This window comes from Pseudomonas sp. Lz4W, from assembly GCF_000346225.2.
Taxonomy (GTDB): domain Bacteria; phylum Pseudomonadota; class Gammaproteobacteria; order Pseudomonadales; family Pseudomonadaceae; genus Aquipseudomonas; species Aquipseudomonas paraversuta.
This window is the reverse complement of the sequence record NZ_CP017432.1, coordinates 4644565-4670570: the sequence shown is the minus strand read 5'-3', so window position 1 is coordinate 4670570 and position 26006 is coordinate 4644565. Positions and strand designations below refer to the sequence as shown.

Sequence of the window (26006 nt, the reverse complement as noted above, 5' to 3'; positions counted from 1 at the left end):
AAAGTTTAAGCGGATGGCCGTGAGGCTTTTTCCACGTGGCCGGAGGTACCGATGCGACGCTCCAGTTCATCCAGTACGGCCTGAGGATGCTGACCCAGCTGGGCGAGCATGATCATGCTGTGGAACCATAGATCGGCGGTTTCGTAGATGACATCGCTGCAATCTCCGCTGATGGCCGCATCTTTGGCTGCGATGATGGTTTCGACCGACTCTTCGCCGACCTTCTCCAGAATCTTGTTCAGACCCTTGTGGTACAGGCTGGCGACATACGAACTGTCCGGCGAGGCGCCTTTGCGCTCTTCGAGTACCCGGGCTACGCGGCTCAAGGTGTCAGTCATTGGAGTGTCCTGCGTGATAAATGGCGTGCGGGTCTTTAAGCACCGGATCGACGGTCTTCCATCCGGAGTTTTCGTACACGCGGTAGAAGCAGCTCTGACGACCTGTATGGCAGGCGATGTCACCGATTTGTTCGACCATCAGGATAATGACGTCAGCGTCGCAGTCCAGGCGCATTTCATGCAGCTTTTGTACGTGGCCCGACTCTTCACCCTTGCGCCACAGCTTGCCACGGGAACGTGACCAGTAAATGGCACGGTTCTCGGTGGCGGTCAGGCTCAGGGCTTCGCGGTTCATCCAGGCCATCATCAAAACGCGCCCGGTTTTATGGTCCTGGGCAATCGCCGGCACCAGGCCGTCGCTGTCCCATTTGATCTCGTCCAGCCAGTTGTTCATGTTCGACTCCGCGCGTAGCGATTTAACAGTTTGCCAGCCTCGCCAGAGAGTGGCTAGAACTCCTGCAGGACAGAGCTAGCTCCTGCAGGTTATCTGCGTACGATCAGATACAGGCCCACTGCCAGCAAGATACCGGCCGGCCAGTAGCTGAGGGTGTGCAGCGGCCCGACACTGGCCAGCAGGGCCCCGGCGGCCAGATGCCCGGCACCCAGCAGACGCAGGAACCAGCTGTCCCGGGGTTCGCTGACCACCAGCCGCTGATTTTTGCTATGGGGCTGCGACATGCGTTCCAGCAGGTCGCGGGTCATGCCCGCCAGATGCGGGATCTGCTCGACCTGGCTGTGCAGGTTGCGCAACAGGGTTTTCGGGCTCACCCGTTCACGCATCCAGCGTTCAAGGAACGGCTGCGCGGTGCTCCACAGGTCGAGGTCGGGGTACAGCTGACGCCCCAGCCCTTCAATGTTGAGCAGGGTTTTTTGCAGCAGCACCAGCTGTGGCTGGACTTCCATGTTGAAGCGCCGCGCGGTCTGGAACAGGCGCATCAGCACCTGGCCAAAGGAAATTTCTTTCAGCGGTTTTTCAAAAATCGGCTCGCATACGGTACGGATCGCCGCTTCAAACTCGTTGAGCTTGGTGTGCGCCGGTACCCAGCCCGAATCAATGTGCAACTGCGCCACCCGCCGGTAATCACGCTTGAAGAAGGCAAACAGGTTGCGCGCCAGGTAGTCCTGGTCCTCGGGGGTCAGGCTGCCGACAATGCCGCAGTCGATGGCGATGTATTGCGGGCTCCACGGGCTGACTGTGCTGACAAAAATGTTGCCGGGGTGCATGTCGGCGTGAAAGAAACTGTCACGAAAAACCTGGGTGAAGAAAATCTCGACCCCGCGTTCGGCCAGCATCTTCATGTCGGTGCGCTGATCGGCGAGGGTTTTCAGGTCAGTGACCTGAACCCCGTAGATGCGCTCCATGACCAGAACCTTTGGCCGGCACCAGTCCCAGTAGATCTGCGGCACGTAAAGCATCGGCGAGCCTTCGAAGTTGCGCTTGAGCTGGCTGGCGTTGGCCGCTTCACGTAACAGGTCGAGCTCGTCGTAAATGGTTTTTTCGTAATCGCTGACTACATCCACCGGGTGCAGCAGGCGGGCGTCAGCGCTCAGGCGTTCGGCAACCCTGGCCAGAATGAACAGCCAGGCCAGGTCTGAACCGATGATTGGCTTGAGGCCCGGGCGTACGACCTTGACCACAACTTCTTCGCCGGTCTTGAGCTTGGCCGAGTGCACCTGGGCCACCGAGGCCGAGGCCAGGGGTTCGATGTCGAAACGGCTGAACACTTCGCCGATGGTGGCGCCAAGTTGCTCTTCGATCAGCTTGACCGCTACCTGCGGGTCGAACGGCGGTACGCGATCCTGCAACAGCATCAGTTCGTCGGCGATGTCTTCGGGCAGCAAGTCGCGACGGGTCGAGAGAATTTGCCCGAACTTGATAAAGATCGGTCCCAGATCCTGCAGCGCCAGGCGCAGCGCAGCGCCCCGGCTCAGCTCCAGCTTCTTGCGCGGGAACCAGCGCCACGGCAGCGCGTAGCGCAGCGAGAGCATCCACCATGGCAAGGGCAGGGCGAACAGCAAGTCATCAAGGCGGTAGCGAATGACGACGCGCTGGATGCGGAACAAACGGCGTATGGCAAGCAGCTTCATGCGTTATCGCTGGAATTGAGGGATCGGCCAAGGCGCTCAAAGCGCGCCTCAAGGCGGTCCAGGTCGAGTTTGAGTTGGTCGAGTTCGTCAAAACGCGCTTGCGCTTCACGTTCTCCGACCAAGGTGCGGGCTTCTTCGCTGAGGTATTCGGCCAGATTCTGATTAAGGCTGGCGAACCCTTGCTGATACCAGTTGGCGCGGCTGCGCAAATGACCGCCGATCAGTGCCGTGGCAACCGGTCCGAGCCAGCGCGAGAGTTCATACTCCCAGTCCAGCTCCAGGTCTTGCAGCACCTGGGCAAGCGCCATCAACACGTGGCTGTCGCCCTCAAGGTCTACTTCAGGGCTGTGCAACACGGCGGTCTTGTCTTTGCTCAGGACCAGACGCATCAAGCTGGCAGCAGGTGCACGCAGGGTGCAATCGGCATCGGCAGCCCATTGGGTGGCCAGCAGCAGGCCTTCATCGCTGGGCAGGATAAACAGCTGCAATGCCGGAGCCGCGCATTCGACAGCAATCACTTTGCCGGTCAAAGGCTGCAAGCGCGCCATGGCCGTGCTGTCCAGCCGCAAAATGCGATTGACGCCGTTTTCGACGCTGGCGAGAAGGCCGCGGAGCAACATCAGGGCTTGATGCCGCGGTGCAGCGCAACGATGCCTGAAGTCATGTTGTGATAGGTCACCCGGTCAAACCCGGCCTCGACCATCATCGACTTCAGTGTTTCCTGGTTCGGGTGCATGCGGATCGACTCGGCCAGGTAGCGATAGCTCTCCGGGTCATTGAGGATCAGCTTGCCCACCATCGGCATGAAGGCGAACGAATAAGCATCGTAAACCTTGGACATCAATGGGTTGGTCGGTTTGGAGAACTCCAGCACCAGCAAGCGCCCGCCCGGCTTGAGTACCCGCAGCATGGAGCGCAATGCGTCTTCCTTGTGGGTCACGTTGCGCAGGCCGAAGGCGATGGTCACGCAATCGAAGTGGTTGTCCGGGAACGGCAGCTTTTCAGCGTCGGCCTGAACGAACTCGATATTGCCGGCCACACCTTTGTCCAGCAGGCGGTCACGGCCAACCTTGAGCATGGAGGCGTTGATATCTGCCAGCACTACCTGGCCGGTCGGGCCAACCAGATGGGAAAACTTGCGGGCCAGGTCACCGGTGCCGCCTGCGATGTCCAGCACCTTGTTGCCAGGGCGAACGCCGGACAGTTCGATGGTGAAACGCTTCCACAGGCGGTGCATGCCGCCCGACAGTACGTCGTTCATCAGGTCGTATTTAGCGGCTACAGAGTGAAAAACCTCGGCGACTTTTTCCGCCTTTTGGCTTTCCGGCACATTTTTGAAGCCGAAGTGGGTGGTGGGTTCGGCATCGCTGCCTTTGCGCTGATCAGTCATATCGCTGTCACCAAAAGAGAATGCTGGCCATTCTAATCCCGGTGGCCGGCTTTGTCTTGGCGAGGCTGAAGGTAAGTATAGTGTCGGCCTTATTTACTCGGAGTGAACCAATGGCTCGTATCAGCGTTGAACGGACCCATACCCTGGGCCTTGAGGCAGCACGTGAAAAAGCTCTACCCCTGGTTGAGAAGCTGGCGGGGCAGTATGGGCTGACCCCTGACTGGTCCGGAGATACAGTAAAGCTCAAGCGTTCGGGGGTTAACGGCACCCTGGCAATCGGCGAGAAAACCATTCGGGTCGACGTTGAGCTGGGCATGCTGATGTCTGCGATGAGCGGCATGATTCAATCGGAAATCGAGCGCTCGCTGGACAAGGCGTTGTCGTGAAGTAGCACTGTTGTGCCTGCCCCGATGGGCTTCTGACTGGCAGCAAGGCCACTTAGCGTCTAAACCTGATGCAGGTGAGCACTCTGTTCATCTTGATGATTCGACGATCTTGCTCACTGACGTCGCGACTTAACATTGAGGGGAACACGATGGCTGCTAAAAAACCGACTGCCAAAGACAGCAATTCATGGGTAGGCAAGGTCGAAGAGTACTCGCGCAAAATCTGGCTGGCAGGTTTGGGTGTGTACTCGAAGATCGATACAGACGGCAGCAAGCTATTTGATTCGTTAGTCAAAGATGGGGAGAAGGCCGAAAAACTGTCCAAGGCTGCAGTCGGTAAACTGGCTGACAGCGCCAAATCGACCACCTCTTCTGCCCGTACCCGGGTCGAGGATGTTAAAGACCTGGCCCTGGGCAAGTGGAGCGAGTTCGAAGAGGCGTTTGATAAACGCCTTAACAGCGCGATTTCACGTTTGGGTGTTCCGAGCCGTGAAGAGGTCAAAACCTTACACACCAAGGTCGAGACCCTGACCAAACATATCGAGAAGCTCACCGCGGCGGCAGCCAAAGTTGCTGCCACCAAGGCTTCGTCTGCCAGCAAGCCGGCAGCTGCCAAAGCTGCAGCCAAACCCGCTGCGAAACCCGCTGCGAAACCCGCAGCGGCCAAGCCAGTGGCAAAACCGGCTGTTAAAACAGTCGCCAAGTCAGCCGCCAAGCCAAAGGCAAAACCAGCGGCCAAGCCGGCAACCAAGCCAGCAACTGCTGCGAGCAAGCCCGCAGCTAAACCTGCAGCAGCCAAACCGGCGGTTAAAAAACCGGCCGCAGCCAAAAAGCCGGCCGCCGCCAAGTCTTCTGTGGTTACTCCAGAGCCAAAATCTGACGCAGCGCTTTAGTCCATAGCAACTCTGGGCTTGCTTGCCAGCGATGCCAATGCCATCGCTGGCAAGCCGGCTCCCACCGGGGCTGGCGTTACAGCATCAACTTGACGATGGATTCTGACGGGTCGCGGGACTTGCCGGCTTCCTTCAGTTGCTGCAGATAATCAGCCCACAGCTCTTCCTGGCGAACCCCGAGCTGATAGAGGTATTCCCAGGTGAACAGGCCGCTGTCGTGGCCATCATCAAAGGTTATTTTCAGCGCATATTGCCCCGCCGGTTCTATCTTGCTCAGACCTACGTTGATTTTCCCGAATTGCAGAATGGGGTTGCCATGGCCCTGAACTTCGGCGGACGGGGAGTGCACGCGCAGAAATTCCGCAGGCAGGTGGTATTGCTCGCCAGAGGGATATTTGAGGGTGAGGGTTTTTGAGGCTTTGTGCAGGTTGATGGCGCTGGGGATTGGCGCTGGAGTAGAGCTCATGGGACAAAACCTTTTTCTCATCACACACACCGTAGCCGCTGCCACGGGCAGCGATCGGCAACGGAGTCGGCGATCGCTGCCTGCGCCAGCGGCTACAGGTTGTGTGAGGGTTTACAAGATATAGCGCGAGAGGTCTTCGTTCTCGGCCAGTTCGCCCAGGTGGCTGTTCACGTATTCAGCATCAATCCGGATAGGCTCGTCTTTTTGTGCGCTGGCGATATCGCCGGCGCTGAAAGACACCTCTTCCAGCAAGCGCTCAAGCAGTGTGTGCAGGCGGCGAGCACCGATGTTCTCGGTTTTTTCGTTCACCTGCCAGGCAATTTCGGCCAGGCGTTTGATGCCTTCGGGCATGAACTCGATGTTCAGGCCTTCGGTTTTCAGCAACTCGCGATATTGCTCGGTCAGGGACGCATGCGGCTCGCTGAGGATGCGCTCGAAGTCTTGCGGCGTCAGTGCCTTGAGCTCGACCCGGATTGGCAGGCGGCCTTGTAGCTCCGGCACCAGATCGCTTGGCTTGCTCAGGTGGAATGCCCCCGAAGCGATAAACAGGATGTGGTCTGTTTTGACCATGCCCAGCTTGGTGTTCACGGTGCAGCCTTCGATCAGCGGCAGCAGGTCACGCTGTACACCTTCACGGGACACATCGGCGCCGCCGACATTGCCGCGCTTGGCAACCTTGTCGATTTCGTCGATGAACACGATGCCGTGTTGCTCAACGGCTTCAAGGGCTTTGGCCTTGAGTTCTTCGTCATTGACCAGGCGACCGGCTTCTTCGTCACGCACCATTTTCAGTGCTTCTTTGACTTTCAGCTTGCGGTTCTTGCGCTTGCCTTTGCCCATGTTGGCAAACAGGCTTTGCAGCTGGTTGGTCATTTCTTCCATGCCTGGCGGCGCGGAAATATCGACGCCGGCAATGTCTGCGACTTCGATTTCGATTTCCTTGTCGTCCAGCTGGCCTTCACGCAGGCGCTTGCGGAACAGCTGACGGGTGTTGGAGTCCTGCGGTGTGGCGGCTTCTTCGCCAAACGTACGGGCAGGCGGCAACAGGGCGTCGAGGATGCGCTCTTCGGCTGCATCTTCGGCGCGATGGCGAACCTTGACGATTTCCTGCTCGCGCAGCAGCTTGATCGCTGCATCAGCCAGATCACGAATGATCGATTCAACGTCGCGGCCGACATAGCCCACTTCGGTGAACTTGGTTGCTTCAACCTTGATGAACGGCGCGTTGGCCAGTTTGGCCAGGCGGCGGGCGATTTCGGTTTTACCGACGCCGGTCGGACCGATCATCAGAATGTTTTTCGGGGTGACTTCAACTCGCAGTTCTTCAGGCAGTTGCATCCGGCGCCAGCGGTTACGCAGGGCGATGGCAACGGCGCGCTTGGCGTCGTCCTGGCCGATGATGTGGCGATTGAGTTCGTGGACAATTTCGCGGGGAGTCATGGACATAGTAATTGGCGTTCCTCTAGCAGAATCAAGCAAACGGGCCGGTGAGCCGGCCCGGCAGTTGGCTTATTCAGCGAGGTCCTGCTCCTCAATAGTGATGTTGTGGTTGGTGAATACGCAGATGTCGCCGGCGATACCGAGGGCGGTTTCGGCGATTTCGCGGGCCGACAGATCGGTTTTCATCAGCAAGGCGCGGGCTGCAGCCTGGGCGAATGCACCACCGGAGCCCATGGCGATCAAGCCGTCTTCCGGCTCAACCACGTCACCGTTACCGGTGATGATCAGGGACGCGTCTTTGTTGGCGACAGCCAGCATTGCCTCAAGGCGGCTCAGCGAGCGGTCGGTACGCCATTCTTTGGCCAACTCGACAGCTGCACGAACCAGATGGCCCTGGTGTTTTTCCAGCTGGCCTTCGAAGCGTTCAAACAGGGTAAATGCATCAGCGGTAGCACCGGCAAAACCGGCAATGACCTGGCCGTGATAGAGACGGCGGACTTTTTTCGCGTTGCCTTTCATCACGGTATTGCCAAGAGAAACCTGGCCGTCGCCAGCCATAACGACTTTGCCGTGACGGCGTACTGAAACGATGGTGGTCAAGGGAGAGTCTCCACGCAGCGGGGCGAAAATGCCTGATGGAAATACATATGGGGGTTGTAGACGGTTTTTCAACAGCGCAGAGGGAATGCAGATGAATGGAACGCGGATACGAGGGGGAATTGGGCGGGCGCCGGCTTGCCAGCGAATTGGATGATGGGGTGCTGCCATCGCCGGCAAGCCGGCTCCCACAGATTGTTTGCAGTTTCTGTGGGAGCCGCCTTTGGTCAGCGGCGTTGTTGCAACAACAGGTTGTTGAAGCCGCTACCGGCCAGTTGTTTCTGGGCGACGGTCAGCTGTTCGCGGTTGCTGAACGGGCCGACCAGTACCCGATACCAGGTTTCATCTTTCACCGTGCCGGCTTCAACCGTGGCGGTCTGGCCCAGCAAAATGATTTGCGCGCGCACCCGTTCAGCATCGGCCTGTTTGCGGAACGAACCGGCTTGCAGGAAAAATCTGGTAACAGGTGCAGCTTTGGCGACGGGTGGCGCAGGAGGCGGGGTAATGCCGCTCAAGGCCGCCTGGGCGCGGGCAGTATCGATTTTTGCAGCTTCGGCAGGCGTCACCGGTGCCAGTGGCGCCGTTTGCGGCGTAGGCGGAGTTTTCTCCGGTACGGCCTCCGGCGGCACTATCACTTCCGACCCCGGCAGCAAGGTGTAGAAGTCGTACTTGGGCTTGACCGGCTGGGTCGGGCTAGGCGCAGTTTTGTTGGCCTCGGCGACTTGCGCCGCTTTCTGCTGCTCCTGCTTGACCCGTTTTACATCGTCGCCCTTGCCGGGCTCGAGTTTCATCAGAAACACGATAAACGCACCCACGGTGAGGCCGATGGCCATCCATAGCCAGCCCGGGATCGGCTTCTTTGCAGGCGCCTGATAGCGGCTGGCGCCTCGCTTGGGTGCAGGTTTTTTCTTGGCGGCCAACTTACATGCGCTCCAGAGTTTCCAGGCCCAGCAGTTCCAGGCCTTGCTTGAGGGTACGACCCGCCAGAGCTGCCAGGCGCAGACGGCTGTGTTTTTGCGCTTCGTCTTCGGCCGTCAGGATCGGGCAGTTTTCGTAGAAGCTGGAGAACGACCCGGCCACTTCGTACAGATAGGTACACAGGGTGTGCGGGGTGCCTTTTTCGGCAACGTTGTTCAGCACTTCACCGAACTGCGCCAATTTGGCGGCCAGGTCTTGTTCTTGCGGTGCCTCCAGGACGATTTGACCTTCAACTTCGTCGAAGTTCTTGCCCAGTTTGCGGAACACGCCCGCGACCCGGGTGTAGGCATACAGCAGATAAGGTGCGGTATTGCCTTCAAAGTTCAGCATCAGGTCGAAGTTGAAGCTGTAGTCGCTGGTGCGGTGTTTGGACAGATCCGCGTATTTCACCGCGCCAATGCCGACGACCTTGGCGATTGCGCGCAGCTCGTCTTCCGCCAGTTCCGGGTTTTTCTCTTTGACCAGGGTGTAGGCGCGTTCCTTGGCTTCGGTCAGCAGGTCGACCAGCTTCACCGTACCGCCATCGCGGGTCTTGAACGGACGACCGTCGGCCCCGTTCATGGTGCCGAAGCCCATGTGCTCCATTTCCATCGGATGGGTCACAAAGCCGGCCTTGCGGGCAACTGCAAACACTTGCTGGAAGTGCAATGCCTGGCGCTGATCGACGAAGTACAAGGCCCGATCGGCTTTCAACACGCCGCTGCGATAGCGAATGGCTGCCAAGTCAGTGGTGGCATACAGATAGCCGCCATCGGCTTTGACGATGATCACCGGCAGCGGTTCGCCTTCAGCGTTCTTGAACTCGTCGAGGAACACGCACTGGGCGCCGTTGCTCTCCACCAGCATGCCCTTGGCCTTGAGGTCGTTGACCACGTTGATCAGGTCGTCGTTGTAGGCGCTTTCGCCCATAACGTCAGCCATGGTCAGTTTGACGTTCAACTGCTCGTAAATTTTCTGGCAGTGGGACAGCGAGATATCTTTGAACTTGGTCCACAGCGCCAGGCAATCCGGGTCGCCGGCTTGCAGCTTGACCACCAGGCCGCGGGCGCGGTCGGCAAATTCAGGAGACTCGTCGAAGCGTTTTTTAGCGGCGCGGTAGAAGTTCTCGAGATCGGACAGCTCGTCGCTGGTGATCGGGTTTTCTTCCAGGTACGCCATCAACATGCCGAACTGGGTGCCCCAGTCGCCCACGTGGTTCTGGCGAATCACCTCGTCGCCGAGGAATTCCAGGACCCGTGCCACGCCGTCGCCGATGATGGTTGAGCGCAAGTGGCCCACATGCATCTCTTTGGCCAGGTTGGGGGCGGACATGTCCACGACGGTGCGCATTGGCCTGGTGGCCTTGTGCACGCCGATTTTTGGGTCAGCCAGGGCTGCGTCCAGGCGCGAAGCCAGGGCCTGGGTGTTCTGAAAGAAGTTCAGGAAGCCGGGGCCGGCGATCTCGGTCTTGCTGATTTGCTCATCGGCAGGCAGGGCCGCGATGATTTTTTCAGCCAGATCCCGGGGCTTCATGCCGGCAGGTTTGGCCAGCATCATGGCGATGTTGCTGGCGAAGTCGCCGTGGGTCTTGTCACGGGCGTTTTCCACCTGAATCGCTGGCGTCAGGCCTTCAGGCAACACACCTTCTGTGACGAGTTGAGCTAGGGCTTTTTGAATCAGCTGGCGAATGGTGTCTTTCATGGTCTTCTCTGTCGACCGCAAGCGCGGTAGCGCCTCAGTGCGCAGGTGGAAAAACTGGGTATTATCCGTTGCGAAAGCAGCCTTGCCAACCTTGGCGGCCGGGTAGTTCAGGGTTTATGCAAATTGCCGGTGGCTCAATACAAATCCACCGGGTCTACATCCAGCGACCAGCGCACCTGACGGCCGCTGGGCATTTGCTCCAGCACCAGCAGCCATTGGCTGAGCAGTCGATGCAAGGGGCCGCGGGCATTGGCTTGCAATAATAGCTGAGCACGATAGCGCCCGGCGCGGCGCTCCATGGGTGCCGGCACCGGGCCGAGCAGTTCGATGCCGCCCAGGTTCAGCTCGGCCAGTAAACGTTCGGCCTCGCTGCACGCCTCATCCAGGAAACCTTCGGCCTGTCCCGGCTTGTGGGCCTCGGCACGCAACAGGGCCAGGTGGGCGAAGGGCGGCAGCCCGGCGGCCCGGCGCTCGCTCAGGGCCTGTTCGGCGAAGGCGAAGTAACCCTGCTCGGTCAGTTGGATCAGCAGCGGATGGTCGGCCAGGTGAGTCTGGATGATCACCTTGCCCGGCTCTTCGGCGCGCCCGGCCCGACCCGCGACCTGAACGATAAGCTGGGCCATGCGCTCACTGGCGCGGAAGTCACCGGAGAACAAACCGCCATCGGCGTCGAGGATCGAGACCAGCGTCACCCGGGGAAAGTGATGGCCTTTGGCAAGCATCTGGGTGCCGATCAAAATACACGGCTGGCCCTTTTGAATCGTGGCAAACAGCTGGTTCATCGCGTCTTTGCGCGAGGTGCTGTCGCGATCGACCCTGAGCACCGGGTAGTCCGGAAACAGAATCCCCAGCCGCTCTTCGGCGCGCTCGGTGCCGGCGCCCACGGGCCGTAAATCGACTTTGCCGCATTGCGGGCAATTGCGCGGTACAGGTTCGACGTAGCCGCAGTGATGGCAGCGCAGTTCGCCGGATCGCTGATGAACGGTCATGCGCGCATCACAGCGCTGGCATTCCGACATCCAGCCGCAGTCATGGCACAACAGGGTCGGCGCGAAGCCCCGGCGGTTGAGAAACACCAGCACTTGCTGGCCCGCGGCGAGGGTCTGGCCGATGGCCTGTTGCATCGGCCCGGAAATGCCGCTGTCCAGTGGACGGCTTTTCACATCCAGGCGCAGGAAGCGTGGCTGTTTGGCCCCGCCGGCGCGTTCATTCAGGCGCAGCAGGCCGTAGCGACCGGTATAGGCGTTGTGCAGGCTTTCGAGGGACGGGGTGGCAGAGCCCAGCACAATCGGGATGTTTTCCTGGCGGGCGCGTACCAGTGCCAAATCCCGGGCGTGATAGCGCAAACCTTCCTGCTGTTTATAAGAGCCGTCGTGCTCTTCGTCGATGATGATCAGCCCGGGGTTTTTCATCGGGGTGAACAATGCCGAGCGGGTGCCAATAATAATGTCGGCTTCGCCATCCCGGGCTGCCAGCCAGCTTTCGAGGCGTTCCCGATCGTTGACCGCCGAGTGCACCAGAGCGATGCGCGCGTTGAAGCGCTGCTCGAAACGGGCCAGGGTTTGCGGGCCCAGGTTGATCTCGGGGATCAGCACCAGCGCCTGTTTACCTGCCTGGAGCGTCTCGCGGATCAGTTGCAAATACACTTCGGTCTTGCCGCTGCCCGTCACCCCAGCCAGCAAAAAGGCATGAAAGTGGTCGAATCCTGCCCGGATCGCCTCGTAGGCGGCCCGTTGTTCGCTGTTGAGTGGCAGTTCGGGCTGGGCCAGCCAGTGTTCGTGGCGCTCACTCGGCGCGTGACGGCGGATTTCCACGGTGACCAGTTCTTTGGCCAGCAGCAGGTCGAGACTGTCTTTGCTCAACATCAATTTACTGAGCAGTTGATGGGCCACGCCGTGGGGGTGCTGGGCGAGGGTGGCCAGCGCCTCGCGCTGGCGCGGGGCCCGGGCGACACGCGGGTCGTCAAGCCTGGCCCCGGGGGCGATCTGCCAGAACCGCTCCTGGCGGGTTTCGGCCAGCTCGCCCTGACGCAACAACACCGGCAGCGCCCAGCTCAGGGTGTCGCCCAGGCTGTGCTGGTAATACTGCGAGGTCCATAAACAGAGCTTGAACAGGGAGGCCGGCAGCGGCGGTGTGGCATCGAGCAGTGCGATTGCCGGTTTCAGCTTGTCGGCCGGCACTTCGCTGTGGTCGACCACTTCCACCAGAATCCCGATCATTTCCCGCCGCCCGAACGGTACCCGCAGGCGCATCCCGGGCTGTAATTGACTGCGCAGCACGCCCGCAGGCGCCCGGTAATCAAACAGGCGGCGCAAGGGGGAAGGCAGGGCAAGGCGCAAAATGGCGTCGGGCACGCGGGGCTCTCAAGTGATGAACGGCAAAGATGGCCCGGAGCCTAGCAGACAACGCGGTCCGGGACTAAAAGGCAGGTCAATGAATGGTGAAAGAATTTGGGGAGAGCATGATTGGTCACTTGCGTCAATGCAAAGGTCTGGTATTATCGGCGCCCTAAATTTACGTGCGGTATTCAACAATGGTGTTGAGTGGCGGCACGCTAGCCTGAGGAATACCCCATGAAAGCCGATATCCATCCAGCGTACGAAACAATCCTGGTAACTTGCAGCTGCGGCAACAAGTTCGAAACCCGTTCGAACCTGTGCAAGCCACTGGGCACTGACGTATGCAACGAGTGCCACCCGTTCTACACCGGTAAGCAGAAAACTCTGGACATTGGCGGTCGTGTTGATCGCTTCAAGACTCGTTTTGGTGCTTTCGGCGCTAAAGCAGCTCCAGCAGCAGAAGCAGACAAAGCAGCCGAGTAAGGCTGATGACCTTGGGCAGGCTTTCTGGTCTGGCCGGGTTATTGAAAAAGGCGTCCCTTGCGGGCGCCTTTTTTGTGTCCGGGATTTGGCTGGCTGACGTTTCTGCTGCGCCTCTGTGCCCTGCACCGGCAGCCTTGTCATACGTACAGGTGCAGCGGGTGGTCGATGGCGACACCCTGCGCCTCAAGGATGGCCGCAGCGTGCGCATGATCGGCCTCAATGCCCCGGAGACGGGGAAGCAAGGCCAGTCCGCCGAGCCTTTTGCCGACGCTGCGCGCAAGCGCCTGCAAGACTTGGTGGCGCAAAGCGATGGCCGGGTCGGATTGCTCGCGGGCAAGCAGGCTCAGGACCGTTACGGGCGCACCCTTGCCCATGTGTTTGGCGCCGATGGCAGTAATCTTGAAGCCCGGTTGCTGGCCGATGGCCTGGCCTATCAGGTGGCAATCGCCCCGAATACCCGGTTACTCGATTGCCAGCAAGCGGCCGAGCAAAGCGCCCGGGCATCCGGGCTGGGGCTATGGCGGCAGTCGCCGGTGCTGACGCCGCAGCAAATCACCCGCTCGGGTTTCGTTCTGGTCAGCGCAACGGTCAGTAAGGTGCAGCGCAATCGCGGTGGACTCTGGATCGATCTGCAGGGCGGTCTGGTATTGCATATTGCACCCAATCAGCTGGGCGGCTTTGATCACAAGGCCCTCCTCAGGCTGCAGGGCGCGCAGATTGAGGCCCGTGGCTGGGTTCTGGACCGCGCCAGGCGTGGCGGTTTGCAAGGCGGGCAGGCGCGCTGGATGCTGCCTTTGACTGATCCGGGGATGTTTAAAGTCATTGCGCATTAAAAGTTGTAGACAATTTTTAATGGTGATTGTGAACACTCTAGCCCTTGCAGGGCGCGGCTCTTGGCCCAAAGTCTTAAGGTAAAGCCCTTGACACTGCTGACTGGTCAGTCTTGTCGGGACTTTGCGACACGCGTATGCTCGGCGATCCGTCTGTCCAACAGCATAAAAGCGGATTGCCCACATGTCTGATTTGAAAACCGCCGCTCTCGAATACCATGCCCAGCCCCGTCCAGGGAAACTGAGTGTCGAGCTCACCAAACCTACCGCTACTGCCCGCGATCTAGCGCTGGCTTACAGCCCGGGTGTAGCCGAACCAGTGCGCGAAATCGCCCGCGACCCTGAACTTGCCTACAAGTACACCGGCAAGGGCAACCTGGTAGCCGTAATTTCTGACGGTACCGCGATTCTGGGCCTGGGTAACCTCGGCCCATTGGCCTCCAAACCTGTTATGGAAGGCAAAGGCGTGTTGTTCAAGCGCTTTGCCGGTATCGATGTTTTTGACATCGAAGTTGACTCCGAAAGCCCGCAAGCCTTCATCGACACCGTTAAACGCATTTCCATCACCTTCGGCGGCATCAACCTCGAAGACATCAAGGCACCTGAGTGCTTTGAGATCGAACGTGCCCTGATCGAGCAGTGCGATATTCCGGTATTCCACGATGACCAGCACGGTACCGCCATCGTGACCGCGGCCGGCATGATCAACGCCCTGGAAATCGCCGGTAAAACCCTGGCCGATGCCAAAATCGTTTGCCTGGGCGCCGGCGCTGCAGCCATCTCCTGCATGAAATTGCTGGTGAGCATGGGCGCGGCCATCGAGAACATCTACATGATCGACCGTACCGGGGTGATTCACTCCGGCCGTGACGACCTGAACCAGTACAAGGCGGTATTTGCCCACGCTACCGAGAAGCGCACCCTGGCTGACGCCATGGAAGGCGCAGACGTGTTCGTTGGCCTGTCGGGTCCGAACCTGCTGAGCGCTGAAAACCTGCTGCGCATGGCGCCTAACCCGATCGTGTTCGCGTGCTCCAACCCGGATCCGGAAATTTCTCCGGAGCTGGCCCACGCCACTCGTAACGACGTGATCATGGCCACAGGTCGTTCGGACTACCCGAACCAGGTCAACAACGTACTGGGTTTCCCTTTCATCTTCCGTGGTGCTCTGGACGTCCGTGCCAAGCGTATCAACGAAGAGATGAAAATCGCAGCGGCCAACGCCTTGCGTGAACTGGCCAAACTGCCAGTGCCACAGGAAGTGTGCGACGCCTACGGCGGTATCAAGCTGGAGTTCGGTCGTGAGTACATCATCCCGAAACCAATGGATGCCCGCCTGATCACCCTGATCTCCGATGCCGTGGCCAAAGCTGCGATCGAGACCGGTGTTGCTACCCTGCCATACCCGAAAAACTACCCGCTCAAAAGCGTGGATGACGTGTTTAACGGCTAATTCCGTTTAGCGTCAAACCTGAAGCCCCGATGCTGCGAAGCATCGGGGCTTTTTGGTTTTCGGGGTGCTTGGGGGCGTTGTGTCCGATGCGCTCAGGCAGCCCGCAATCTTGCGCACTGGACCACTATCAGCTGGCGACGTTGGGCAATTGCCCGTTTGACCTGGCTTCAGGCAAGCAGCCATGCAGGTTTATGACTTTTTGAACGCTGGCCTGGATCAATGCCACTCTGGGCTGGCCGCAAGCGCCTGTTACGGGGCGCTTGCGGCTGGCGATCTCGTTAGAAGAGATCGATCGGCGCGCCATCATCTGCCGGCAGCGGACTGCCTGGCGCTACGCCATTGCCCAGTTCGCTGTTGGTAGGTGGTGTGTCTTCGCTCTTGAACAGCTCAAAGTAGGCGCCAGGGGTGCCGGGGGAAGCGATACGGCCGCTTGCCGGGTCTATGCGCAGGCTGAGGATGCCTTCGGGTTCGGCCTGGCTGTGAGCAGGCTTGCCTTTGAGTGCGCCGCCCATATAGGTGATCCAGATCGGCAGGGCGACGGTGCCACCGTACTCGCGACGTCCGAGGCTTTCCGGCTGGTCGAAACCGGTCCACACGGTCGTCACGTAATCGGCGTTGTACCCGGAGAACCACGCATCCTTGGATTCGTTGGTAGTACCGGTTTTGCCCGACAGATCGGTACGGCCCAGCGCCAGGGCGCGGCGCCCGGTGCCGAGCTTGATCACGTCCTGCAGCATGCTGGTGAGGATGTAAGTGGTACGCCCGTCAACGATGCGCTCGGCGACCGCCTGGGTTTCAGTCGTCGGCAAGCCCGGTGCGGCGTTGATGGTGTCGATGGTCAGCGCTGCGGCTTCTTTCGGCACATCTTTGCTGGCGTCTTTCGGCACGCTTGGCGGGTTGGCCACGAACAGGGTTTCGCTGTTGCGGCTTTCGATCTTGTCGATCAGGTACGGCGTGATCTTGTAACCGCCGTTGGCGAAGGTGCTCCAGCCGGTGGCAATCTCCATCGGGGTCAGGGTTGCCGTGCCCAGGGCCAGCGACAGGTTGCGCGGCAGGTCCTGTTTGTTGAAGCCGAACTTGCTGATGTAGTCGATGGTGCGGTCGATGCCCAGGCTTTGCAGCAAGCGGATCGAGACCAGGTTGCGCGACTTGTACAGCGCCTCACGCACACGGATCGGGCCGAGGAAGGTATTGGTGTCGTTCTTCGGGCGCCAGACTTTGTCCAGGTACTCGTCGACAAACACGATCGGCGCGTCGTTGACCAGGGTGGCGGCGGTGTAGCCGTTATCCAGCGCGGCGCTATAGATGAAAGGTTTGAAGCTTGAACCCGGTTGGCGCTTGGCCTGCATCGCGCGGTTGTAGTTGCTCTGCTCGAACGCAAAACCACCGACCAGGGCACGAATGGCGCCGTTGTCCGGATCAAGGGAAACCAGAGCGCCTTGTACGTTTGGCACCTGGCTGAACTTGAGGCTGCCATCGGCTTGTGGCTGTACGCGAATCAGGTCGCCGACTTGCGCCACATCGGAAGGCTGCTTGGGCATGGGGCCCATGCTGTTGGTATTGAGGAACTTGCGCGCCCATTTCATGCTGTCCCAGGCCACGTGGCCTTCTCCGGTGCGGGTCAGCACTTGCAGGCCGTTTTTGTCGACCTGGGTCACGATGGCCGGCTCCAGACCGCTGAACGGGCGTTGCTTGGCCAGCTCTTGAGCCCAGGCCGCCGGGGTTTTGCCCGGCAAGCGGGATTCCGGACCGCGATAGCCGTGGCGCTGGTCATAGGCGATCAGGCCTTCATGTACGGCGGTGTTGGCCAGTTCCTGAAGATTGCTCGGCACGGTGGTGGTGACGCGGTAGCCCTCGGTGTAGGCAGCGCTGCCATAGCGCCCGACCATTTCGGCGCGGGCCATCTCGGCGATATACGGTGCGCTGACTTCCGGAGTGGGTACGTGGTAGCTGGCGTTGACCGGCTCGGCAATTGCGGCTTCGTAGCTGGCCTGGTCGATTTTCCCGAGCTTGTACATGCGGCCCAGAATCCAGTCGCGTCGCTCTTTACTGCGCACCGGGTTGGCCAGCGGGTTAAAGCGCGAAGGGGCTTTGGGCAGACCGGCAATCATGGCCATCTGCGCCAGGCTCAGGTCGCGGATCGACTTGCCGTAGTACACCTGCGCCGCGGCCTCGATGCCGTAAGCGCGGTTGCCCAGGTAGATTTTGTTCACGTACAGCTCAAGGATTTCGTCCTTGGTCAGTTCGCGCTCGATCTCCAGAGCCAACAGGATTTCATTGGTTTTGCGCGAAAAGCTGCGCTCGCTGGAGAGGAAATAGTTCTTCGCCACCTGCATCGTGATGGTGCTGCCACCCGATTGAATGTGTCCGCTTTTTACCAGCTGGGTGGCGGCACGCATCAGGCTGCTGGGATCAACCCCGTAATGATTGGCGAAGTTGTCATCTTCTGCAGACAACAAGGCATTGATGAAATTGGGTGGAATGTCGGCGAACTTGATCGGGGAGCGGCGCATTTCGCCGAACTCTGCGATTAATTTGCCGTCGCTGGTGAAGACCCGCAAAGGAATCTGCAACTGGATGCTTCTCAACGACTCTACGGACGGCAAGCCAGGACTAAGATAGAGAAACGCGCCGCTCAGCACGAGCAGGAGCCCGCAGAACACAGCAACGAAAGACCACCCGAAAAACTTCAGCAGACGAATCAAGGCTTTTGGATTTCCAGATTGAGAAATGGGTTTGCACGTCAGGGTAATGCGCAAGTGCGCCGGGTCGACGATACGGAAAAAAACGCCCGGCATTATAAGCATTTTTCGCTCATGGGCGTCATGGGCCACATGTCAGAACGGGTTTTGAGCGGATCTCATTTTTTACCCCTCCGTAAGTCACGGATTGCATTAGGGAAAACATCAGTGAGCGGATTATTCAACAAGTCCGGCCAGCGATATGTGGGAATCGACATCGGTTCGCACGGGATAAAAATCGTCGAACTGAGCCGTGCGCACGGCAGGTTCAGGTTGCAGGCATATGCCGTTCAACCGCTGGCGATCCCGGGTGCAGATGATCAGACCGGCGCGGATCCGAAAAGTGTCGCACAAGCGCTGCTCGGGGCATTGGGCAGGGCGGGGGTAGAGGCCCGTGATGCTGTCGTGGCGGTGCCTGATGCGCTGGTCATAGGTAAAACCTTTGAGGTGCAAGCGGGGCTGAGCCGGGAAGATCTGGAGCTTCATGTCTGGTTGGAGGCCGAGCAAAATCTGCCCTATGCCCTTGAAGATGCGGCACTGGACTTCGAGGTTCAAGAGCATGTATCCAGCAGCCCGGGTCAGGTCAGCGTATTGCTGGTGGCCTGCCGGCAAGAGACCCTGGCCTGGTACCAGGCACTGTTGAGCGGTGCCGGACTGAAGGCGCGAGTGGTTGATGTTCAGGCCCATGCCCTGGCCCGTGGAGCGGTCTGGGCCCCTGGTCCGCCTCAGCCCTTGGACGTGACGGGCACAGTGGCCGTGCTGGACTTCGCCGCGGCAACGACGGGGTTAAGCATCGTCCGGCAAGGCCTTGTGATCCACTGCGCAGAGCTGCCGTTTGGCTCCGCTGATTTTTGCAATGAAGCCTTGAGCACCACTGGGGCTGAGCATCTGCAGCGCGGGTTTGCGCAGTTTGCCGAGTCCGGCAGTGGCCCTGGGGTGGTCGCGATCCTGTTGGCGGGTGCTGGGGCGTCGCGCCCGGGGCTGGATCAGCGGGTTGAGGCGCAAACGGGTATCCCGACGCGGGTGGCCAACCCGTTTGCGCTCATGGATCTCAATCCTGCACTCGCGCCTGAAGCCTTGTTCTGCGATGCTCCGCTGTTGTTGACTGCCTGTGGTCTGGCCTTGAGGGGGTTTGATTAATGGCGAGAATCAACTTGCTGCCCTGGCGCGCATTGCTGCGTGAAAAGCGCAGCCGGGTTTTTTTGATTGTACTGCTCGCCCTGGCTGTGGCAGCAGCAGGTGGCCTGCTGGTGATCGATCGCTTCATCGACCGCGCCGTGGAGCGGCAGCTGGCGCGCAATGACTTGATCCGCAGCGCCACGGTGCAGCTGGATGGGCGAGCCCGGCAAATCGATCAGTTGAAGGTGCGCCGCGAGCAATTGCTTGAGCGCATGCAAACGATCGAGACGCTTCAGGGCAACCGCTCGGACAGCGGGATTATCCTCGAGCAACTGGCCCGTAGCTTGCCGGTGGGGGTGTATTTCACCGACGTAAAAATGACCGAGCGCACCATCGTCATCACGGGGGTTGCCCTGTCCAATAAACTGGTCGCCGAGTTGATGCGCAACCTGGATGCGTCGCACTGGCTGGAAACCCCCGTACTGATCGATGTGAAAGCGGGGCCGGTGCACACCGGGGGCAATGAGCGGTTATTTCAGATGACCGTACGCAGCCGGCATGCGCCCGCCGGTGGGGTGCTCTGATGGCTGCGCACTGGCTGCAGAGCCTGCGCGTCCTTGAGCTGCACGAGTTGAACCCGGCTCAGTCGGGTGACTGGTCACTGCGGCGAAAATCGCTGGTGGCGCTGGCGTTGGTGGGTTTTGTGTTGCTGGCGGGGTATCTGCTGCAGATTCATTCTGCGCTCACCAGGCTCGAGCAGGAACGTGCGACAGAGACTGTGCTCAAGGCCGGTTTTGAGTCCATGGCCGCGCATGTTTCGGGGCTTGATGCTCACCTGCAGCAAGTGCAGGTGCTGGAAAGCTCTTTCAGGCACTTGATGGCGCAACTGCCCCGCAAGGCAGAAGTCCCCGCGCTGCTTGACCAGATCTCACTACTGGGCCTGACCAGCGGCCTGATGATCGAACGCATCCAGTGGTTGCCCGAAGTTCTTCAACCTTTTTATAGCGAGCTGCCATTGCAGTTGTCGCTGGTCGGGGCTTATCACGACTTTGGTCTTTTCGTCAGCGGCCTTGCTGGCTTGCCGCGCATTGTGACGGTGCAGGATTTTACCCTTGCCCCGCTCAGTGATGCGGGTAACGGCCAATTGCGCATGACCCTGCTGGCCAGTACTTACCGCACCCACGATCAGGAATCTGCCCCGTGAGTGTTCTGGCCCGGTTATGGGTCATGGGGTGGGCGGTGGCCCTGGCGGGATGCGACAACGGGCAAAGCCCTGTGCAGTTGCAGGCCTGGCTTCAGGAAGTCCGGACGCATGGGGGGGATGCGGTTGTAACGGTTGCGCAGGCTGGTGACCGGCCGCCGTTTGTCTACACGGCCCAGGCTCTGCGCAGCCCTTTTCAGGCTGCAGGAGAAGCTGGCGCCGGTAGTTGGCAAACAAGTCTTCTGCGCGATGATGAACTTGACGGCAACCGGCCCCGGCAGTTTCTGGAAGGCATTGACCTTGAACAATTCGAAATGGTCGGCACGCTTTCCAGTGCTCTGCAAATCAATGCCTTGTTGCGAGCCAAGGGTGTTGTCCATCGGTTGAAAATCGGCGATTACCTGGGTCGCAACAACGGTCAGATTGCCTCGATCAATAACGCCCGGGTTGAGGTGTTTGAGGTTATTTCCGATGGTCGGGGCGGTTGGCTGGAGCGGTCCCTGACGATCCCTTTAAAACAGCAGTCTTGACGGAACTACGCCATGAAAAGGACTTTCCCGGTGTGTGTACTGGCGCTATGCAGCGCGCTGAATTCGCAGCAGTTACTGGCGGTCGTGCCAGCCGGCCCTCTTGAGTCCCCAGGCTCAAAAGCGCCCGAGGCGGTCTATGTGGGCGAAACCATATCCCTTAAATTCCAGGGCGTCGAAGTGCGCACGGTGCTGCAGTTGCTGGCAGATTTTACCGGGTTCAATCTGGTGGTCAGTGATGCCGTGCAAGGCAGTGTGACCCTCAATTTGCAGGACGTGCCCTGGGACCAGGCACTGGACCTGGTGCTTAAAAGCAAGGATCTCGACAAACGCCTTGAAGGCAATGTGCTGTTGGTAGCGCCTGCCGAAGAAATGGCTGCCCGCCAGCAGTATGAGCAGGATCTGCGCAATCAACTGGCCGAACATGCACCGTTGCGTCGGGAGCTGGTGCAGATCAAGCATGCCCGGGCGGCAGACATTGCCAGCCTGTTCCAGTCAGTGACCGCTGCTCAGCCCGGCGCCCAGGGGCGAGGCTCGCTCACGGTTGATGAGCGCACCAATCACATCATTGCCTTGCAGACCGGCGAGCAACTGCAAGAGTTGCGGCGCATCGTGGCTCAGCTGGATGTGCCGGTGCGCCAGGTCATGATCGAGGCCCGTATTGTTGAGGCCGGGGTGGACTTTGAAAAGAATCTTGGGGTGCGCTGGGGCGGGGCGGTCAATCAGGGTGGCAGGCTGAGTGCAGGAGGTATTGATGCAGCAGGCGGGGCTGCAGACTTGAATTCACCCTTCGTCGATCTCGGTGTCAGGGGCAATACCTCGGGGTTGGGTGTCGCCTTCATCAGCAACAACCTGTTGCTTGATCTGGAACTCAGCGCCATGGAAAAGACCGGTAACGGTGAAATCATCTCTCAACCCAAGGTCGTTACCTCAGACAAGGAAACCGCCAAAATCCTCAAGGGCTCCGAAATTCCCTATCAGCAGACCAGCGGCAGCGGGGCAACCTCGGTGTCATTCAAGGAGGCCTCCTTGTCTCTCCAGGTGACGCCGCAAATCACCCCGGACAACAGCGTCCTGATGGAAGTCGTGGTGACCAAGGACGAGCCTGACTACATCAATATGGTCAACGATGTGCCGCCGATCAAAAAGAACGAGGTCAAGGCCAAGGTGCTGGTTAAAGACGGAGAAACCATTGTGATTGGGGGCGTGTTCTCAAATACTCAAAGCAAAGTAATAGATAAAGTGCCATTTTTTGGCGATCTGCCGTATGTTGGCCGACTTTTCCGGAGAGACGTTGTCCAGGAAAAAAAATCCGAACTGCTGGTGTTCCTGACTCCGCGTATCATGAACAACCAGGCGATTGCTGTGAGTCATTGATTCTGTGCGAAATTTGATTCTTGTTGGGCCAATGGGGGCTGGAAAAAGCACCATCGGACGTTTGCTGGCCAAAGAGCTGCACCTGCCGTTCAAAGATTCCGACAAGGAAATTGAATTGCGCACCGGTGCCAATATCCCGTGGATCTTCGATAAAGAAGGCGAACCGGGCTTTCGTGATCGTGAAGCGGCGATGATTGCCGAGCTTTGCGAAGCCGATGGCGTGGTACTGGCAACCGGTGGTGGCGCGGTCATGCGCCCGGAAAACCGGCTTGCGCTGCGTAATGGCGGGCGGGTGGTGTACTTGCATGCCTCCATCGAGCAGCAGGTTGCACGTACCGCGCGTGACCGCAACCGACCCCTGCTGCGCAATGCCAACCCGGAGAAAATTCTGCGGGACCTGCTGGCTGTTCGCGACCCGCTCTATCGGGAAATCGCCGATCTGGTGGTCGAAACCGATGAGCGACCGCCGCGGATGGTGGTTCTGAATATTCTCGAACGTCTGGCTCAACTTGCCCCACGGTAGTCGCTGCTTCGACAGCGGTTACAAAAAACCATCGCACCCTTGACGGTGTATCCATGTCCGGGCCATTAAAGTGCGTTGCGAAATGCGCTATCCTCGGCGCCGGCCATGGCGTGCTGTCAGGCAGTCAAAGGTATTGAGGGAACTGGCTTGCCAGCGATGCAGGTGCCGCGGTCACAAGGTTTGACCAGGTTCATGCAGCCGCCGCCAGGCCCGCTCCGACAAAGCTTGTTTTGCTTCAGCGGTATGGCCAAAGGCTATAGGGTTGTGTCACTTCCCGGCGCGACCCACACTTGATAATTGTGAGACAGGGCGCCGGCTGTCCTTTTTCAATGCGGGGATTCATGCAAACACTGAAGGTTGATCTAGGCGAGCGTAGCTACCCGATTCACATTGGCGAAGGTTTGTTGGATCAGCCCCTGCTGCTGGCTCCGCACATCGCCGGTCGCCAGGTGGCGATTGTGACCAACACCACCGTGGCTCCCCTCTATCTTGAGCGCCTGACCCGCAGCCTGGCGGGGTATTCGGTGCTGCCGATCATCCTGCCCGATGGCGAATCGTTCAAAAACTGGGAAACCCTGCAGCTGATTTTCGATGGCCTGCTCACAGCCCGCCATGACCGGCGCACCACGGTGATTGCCCTTGGTGGTGGCGTGATTGGTGACATGGCCGGGTTTGCCGCCGCTTGCTATCAGCGCGGTGTCGACTTTATCCAGGTGCCAACCACCTTGCTCTCGCAGGTTGATTCGTCCGTGGGCGGCAAAACCGGGATCAACCATCCGCTGGGCAAGAACATGGTCGGTGCCTTCTATCAGCCCAATCTGGTGCTGATCGATACGCAAACCCTCAATACCCTTGCGCCCCGCGAATTGTCCGCAGGGCTGGCGGAAGTCATCAAGTACGGGCTGATTTGCGACGAGCCTTTCCTGACCTGGCTGGAAGACAACATGGACGCCCTGCGTGGCCTCGATCAGGTTGCCCTGACTGCCGCCATTCAGCGTTCGTGCTCGGCCAAGGCCGAAGTGGTCGGCGCCGATGAACGCGAGTCGGGTGTGCGTGCCACCCTCAACCTTGGACACACCTTTGGCCACGCCATCGAAACCCATATGGGCTATGGCGTGTGGCTGCATGGCGAGGCGGTTGCGACAGGTACGGTGATGGCGCTGGAAATGTCTTTCCGTCTAGGCTGGATCGACCAGGCCGAGCGTGATCGCGGTATCCGTTTGTTCCAGCGTGCAGGTTTGCCGGTTGTGCCGCCTGCCGACATGAGCGAAGCCGACTTCATGCAACACATGGCAGTTGATAAAAAAGTGATCGACGGTCGTATGCGACTGGTGCTGTTGCGCCGTCTTGGCGAAGCCACAGTGACTGACGATTATCCACAAGAGGTTCTACAAGCCACGCTGGGTGCGGATTACCGCGCACTGGCTCAGCTTAAAGGTTAATAAGATCCTGATGACTAGTTTGCATGCCGACGAGGCGTTCCTCGGTCACTTCCAGCTGAACCATGACCCCTTTGCACCACGGGTGCCGGGGTTCAAGTTTTTCCCTGCCCAGCGCAAGCCGGTGCTGGGGCAATTGCACCACCTTGCCCGCTACAGCCAGTTGCTGTTGGTGGTGACCGGGCCTGAGGGCAGCGGCAAGACCTTGCTGCGTCAGGCACTGGTCGCCAGCACCAACAAGCAGTCAGTACAGAGCGTGGTGGTGTCGGCACGGGGTGCCGGTGACGCTGCTGGCATCTTGCGCCAGGTGGCGCAGACCCTGAACGCTGCCCGGGCCGATGTGGGCGCGATTCTGGCGCAAGTGGTACAGCTGGCGCTGACCGGGCAGGAAGTCTACCTGCTGGTCGACGACGCCGGGCAGCTCGACGAGTCTGCTCTTGAGGCCCTGCTGGCCCTGGCGGCGGGTGCGCCGGAAGGCCGGCCGCATGTCTTCCTGTTTGGCGAGCCGTCAATGATTGACGGGCTTGAACAGTTGAGCGCTGATGAAGAGCGCTTCCATGTGATCGAGCTGCAGCCCTATACCGAGGAAGAAACCCGCGAGTACCTGGCGCAACGCCTTGAAGGTGCCGGGCGTGGAATCGAACTCTTTAGCGCACAACAGATCTCAGATATACACGAGAGCTCCGAAGGCTGGCCTGGCATCATCAATCAGGTCGCCCGCGATGCAATGATCGAAGCCATGATTGCTAGCCGTTCTGCGGTCAAACGTCCAAGTATGGGGTTCAACATGCCTAAGAAACACGTATTGGCCATTGGTGCCGTAGTGGTGGTGGCAGTAGCCGCTGCCATTCTGATTCCGGGTCGCAGCAAAGCACCAACCGCACCCGCTGCTGAGCAGACACAATTGGGCCAGGCCACGCCGAATGGCGGCGCCAATCCGTCGATAGATTTCGCCGGTTCTTCGCAGCCAATGCCATTGCCGCTGGTGGGTCAATCGCAGCCGGTCATGCGCGGGCCTCTGGCTGAAGCCGCTGGCGGCATTGCTGAAGGCGATGACGGCGGCGTACCTGCAGTCGACGGTGGCGTGGCCCAGCCGCCAACCGTAACCACCACTGCGCCGCCTCCAGGCGTGGCATCGGGCCCGGCACCAGTGGCAGCACCACGTCCTGCGCCGGCACCGGCACCGGCCGTGGCAGCAGCCAAACCTGCACCTGCTCCGGTTGCCAAACCTGCTCCGGCCCCGGCTCCAAAGCCTGTGGTGAAACCGGCCGAGAAGCCGGTCACACTGGCCAAGGCGGCACCGGGCGGTAGCTGGTATTCCAGCCAGCCAGCAACTAACTACGTGGTGCAGATTGTTGGCACCAGCTCCGAAGCCTCTGCACAAAACGTCGTCAAAGAAGTAGGTGGCCAAGCCCGCTACTTCAAGAAATCGCTCAACGGCAAGCCCCTGTTTGTCGTCACCTACGGCAATTTCCCGAACCATGCCGCAGCAACTGCGGCAATCAAGAACTTGCCAGCGAAGATTCAGGCTGGTAAACCTTGGCCTCGCACTGTCGCCAGCGTCCAACAAGAACTGGCAGCAGCTCGCTGATGCTCCGGCGGCCTTACCCAGGCCGCCGTTCTCGTACATCAAAATTCCAGCTTGAGCATGCGGCTAAATAGGCCGTATGCCTTGTGGTGTCTGCGCCGTGTGGCGGTCAACATCAAAAATGTTTTGA

Annotated in this window: 24 protein-coding genes and 1 pseudogene; 13 read left to right on the top strand and 12 right to left on the bottom strand. The window is 59.6% G+C overall.

What is annotated here, in order from left to right; translation table 11 throughout:
• Positions 1-5: 5 nt before the first annotated feature.
• The 5 genes from B195_RS21240 to ubiE form a co-directional block, all read right to left on the bottom strand.
• Entirely contained in the window at positions 6-338 is a 333-nt protein-coding gene (locus tag B195_RS21240; protein WP_003438737.1) for a phosphoribosyl-ATP diphosphatase, read from the bottom strand.
• Positions 331-732, bottom strand: a complete 402-nt coding sequence (gene hisI / locus B195_RS21235) for a phosphoribosyl-AMP cyclohydrolase (protein WP_003438738.1) — start codon at positions 730-732, stop codon at positions 331-333. The genes B195_RS21240 and hisI overlap by 8 nt, the downstream gene beginning before the upstream one ends.
• 89 nt (positions 733-821) lie before the next feature.
• Positions 822-2426: a ubiquinone biosynthesis regulatory protein kinase UbiB gene (gene ubiB, locus B195_RS21230; RefSeq protein ID WP_003438740.1), complete on the bottom strand. Its 1605-nt coding sequence runs from the start codon at positions 2424-2426 to the stop codon at positions 822-824.
• A complete protein-coding gene (locus tag B195_RS21225; protein ID WP_003438742.1) occupies positions 2423-3046 on the bottom strand; it encodes an SCP2 domain-containing protein in 624 nt (207 codons plus the stop codon). Before B195_RS21225 ends, ubiB begins: the two co-directional genes overlap by 4 nt.
• Complete coding sequence (ubiE, locus tag B195_RS21220; protein WP_003438744.1) at positions 3046-3816, bottom strand: bifunctional demethylmenaquinone methyltransferase/2-methoxy-6-polyprenyl-1,4-benzoquinol methylase UbiE; 771 nt, start codon at positions 3814-3816, stop codon at positions 3046-3048. Before ubiE ends, B195_RS21225 begins: the two co-directional genes overlap by 1 nt.
• Before the next feature lie 110 nt (positions 3817-3926).
• Between ubiE and B195_RS21215 the strand changes: the two genes are divergently transcribed.
• The gene (locus tag B195_RS21215; RefSeq protein WP_003438745.1) at positions 3927-4202 is read left to right on the top strand and encodes a polyhydroxyalkanoic acid system family protein; all 276 of its coding nucleotides are present in this window, start codon (positions 3927-3929) and stop codon (positions 4200-4202) included.
• 149 nt (positions 4203-4351) lie between these two features.
• Positions 4352-5095: a phasin family protein gene (locus B195_RS21210; protein ID WP_003438748.1), complete on the top strand. Its 744-nt coding sequence runs from the start codon at positions 4352-4354 to the stop codon at positions 5093-5095.
• Between the two features lie 76 nt (positions 5096-5171).
• Here the strand turns inward: B195_RS21210 and B195_RS21205 are convergent, their stop codons facing one another.
• The 6 genes from B195_RS21205 to B195_RS21180 all read right to left on the bottom strand — a co-directional run bounded on the left by B195_RS21205 (position 5172) and on the right by B195_RS21180 (position 12610).
• Positions 5172-5561 carry a gamma-butyrobetaine hydroxylase-like domain-containing protein gene (locus B195_RS21205; RefSeq protein WP_003438750.1) on the bottom strand — a complete coding sequence of 130 codons (390 nt, stop codon included), beginning with the start codon at positions 5559-5561 and terminating at the stop codon, positions 5172-5174.
• Between the two features lie 111 nt (positions 5562-5672).
• On the bottom strand, positions 5673-7007 hold the full coding sequence (gene hslU, locus B195_RS21200; protein ID WP_003438752.1) for an ATP-dependent protease ATPase subunit HslU: 1335 nt from the start codon (positions 7005-7007) through the stop codon (positions 5673-5675).
• A 63-nt stretch (positions 7008-7070) separates the two neighbouring features.
• Entirely contained in the window at positions 7071-7601 is a 531-nt protein-coding gene (hslV, locus tag B195_RS21195; protein ID WP_003438754.1) for an ATP-dependent protease subunit HslV, read from the bottom strand.
• Positions 7602-7825: 224 nt separating this feature from the next.
• The gene (locus B195_RS21190) at positions 7826-8518 is read right to left on the bottom strand and encodes an SPOR domain-containing protein (RefSeq protein ID WP_003438755.1); all 693 of its coding nucleotides are present in this window, start codon (positions 8516-8518) and stop codon (positions 7826-7828) included.
• A gap of 1 nt (position 8519) precedes the next feature.
• Complete coding sequence (argS, locus tag B195_RS21185) at positions 8520-10256, bottom strand: arginine--tRNA ligase (RefSeq protein WP_003438757.1); 1737 nt, start codon at positions 10254-10256, stop codon at positions 8520-8522.
• 134 nt (positions 10257-10390) lie between these two features.
• Positions 10391-12610 carry a primosomal protein N' gene (locus B195_RS21180; RefSeq protein WP_003438759.1) on the bottom strand — a complete coding sequence of 740 codons (2220 nt, stop codon included), beginning with the start codon at positions 12608-12610 and terminating at the stop codon, positions 10391-10393.
• A 219-nt stretch (positions 12611-12829) separates the two neighbouring features.
• On the opposite strand from B195_RS21180, the gene rpmE reads away from it, so the two are divergent.
• From rpmE to B195_RS21165, 3 genes are all read left to right on the top strand, one after another.
• A complete protein-coding gene (gene rpmE / locus B195_RS21175; protein ID WP_003438761.1) occupies positions 12830-13078 on the top strand; it encodes a 50S ribosomal protein L31 in 249 nt (82 codons plus the stop codon).
• Positions 13079-13083: 5 nt separating this feature from the next.
• Entirely contained in the window at positions 13084-13911 is an 828-nt protein-coding gene (locus B195_RS21170; protein ID WP_003438764.1) for a thermonuclease family protein, read from the top strand.
• Positions 13912-14092: 181 nt separating this feature from the next.
• A complete protein-coding gene (locus B195_RS21165) occupies positions 14093-15361 on the top strand; it encodes a malic enzyme-like NAD(P)-binding protein (protein WP_003438767.1) in 1269 nt (422 codons plus the stop codon).
• A gap of 278 nt (positions 15362-15639) precedes the next feature.
• On the opposite strand, the gene B195_RS21160 is transcribed toward B195_RS21165, so the two are convergent.
• Positions 15640-18063: a penicillin-binding protein 1A gene (locus B195_RS21160; protein WP_369826397.1), complete on the bottom strand. Its 2424-nt coding sequence runs from the start codon at positions 18061-18063 to the stop codon at positions 15640-15642.
• Between the two features lie 207 nt (positions 18064-18270).
• Between B195_RS21160 and pilM the strand changes: the two genes are divergently transcribed.
• From pilM to B195_RS21120, 8 genes and pseudogenes are all read left to right on the top strand, one after another.
• The gene (pilM, locus tag B195_RS21155) at positions 18271-19242 is read left to right on the top strand and encodes a type IV pilus biogenesis protein PilM (RefSeq protein ID WP_003438794.1); all 972 of its coding nucleotides are present in this window, start codon (positions 18271-18273) and stop codon (positions 19240-19242) included.
• Positions 19242-19805: a PilN domain-containing protein gene (locus B195_RS21150; protein ID WP_003438796.1), complete on the top strand. Its 564-nt coding sequence runs from the start codon at positions 19242-19244 to the stop codon at positions 19803-19805. Before pilM ends, B195_RS21150 begins: the two co-directional genes overlap by 1 nt.
• Positions 19805-20425, top strand: a complete 621-nt coding sequence (locus B195_RS21145; RefSeq protein WP_003438800.1) for a type 4a pilus biogenesis protein PilO — start codon at positions 19805-19807, stop codon at positions 20423-20425. The genes B195_RS21150 and B195_RS21145 overlap by 1 nt, the downstream gene beginning before the upstream one ends.
• Entirely contained in the window at positions 20422-20952 is a 531-nt protein-coding gene (locus B195_RS21140) for a pilus assembly protein PilP (RefSeq protein ID WP_003438802.1), read from the top strand. Before B195_RS21145 ends, B195_RS21140 begins: the two co-directional genes overlap by 4 nt.
• A 135-nt stretch (positions 20953-21087) precedes the next feature.
• Positions 21088-22326: pseudogene (locus tag B195_RS21135) on the top strand (type IV pilus secretin PilQ); the annotation flags it as partial.
• A 4-nt stretch (positions 22327-22330) separates the two neighbouring features.
• Positions 22331-22849, top strand: coding sequence for a shikimate kinase AroK (gene aroK, locus B195_RS21130; protein ID WP_003438807.1), 519 nt, complete (start codon positions 22331-22333; stop codon positions 22847-22849).
• A 341-nt stretch (positions 22850-23190) separates the two neighbouring features.
• The gene (gene aroB / locus B195_RS21125; RefSeq protein ID WP_003438810.1) at positions 23191-24291 is read left to right on the top strand and encodes a 3-dehydroquinate synthase; all 1101 of its coding nucleotides are present in this window, start codon (positions 23191-23193) and stop codon (positions 24289-24291) included.
• Positions 24292-24301: 10 nt separating this feature from the next.
• Positions 24302-25879: an AAA family ATPase gene (locus B195_RS21120; RefSeq protein WP_003438812.1), complete on the top strand. Its 1578-nt coding sequence runs from the start codon at positions 24302-24304 to the stop codon at positions 25877-25879.
• Positions 25880-26006: the final 127 nt, after the last annotated feature.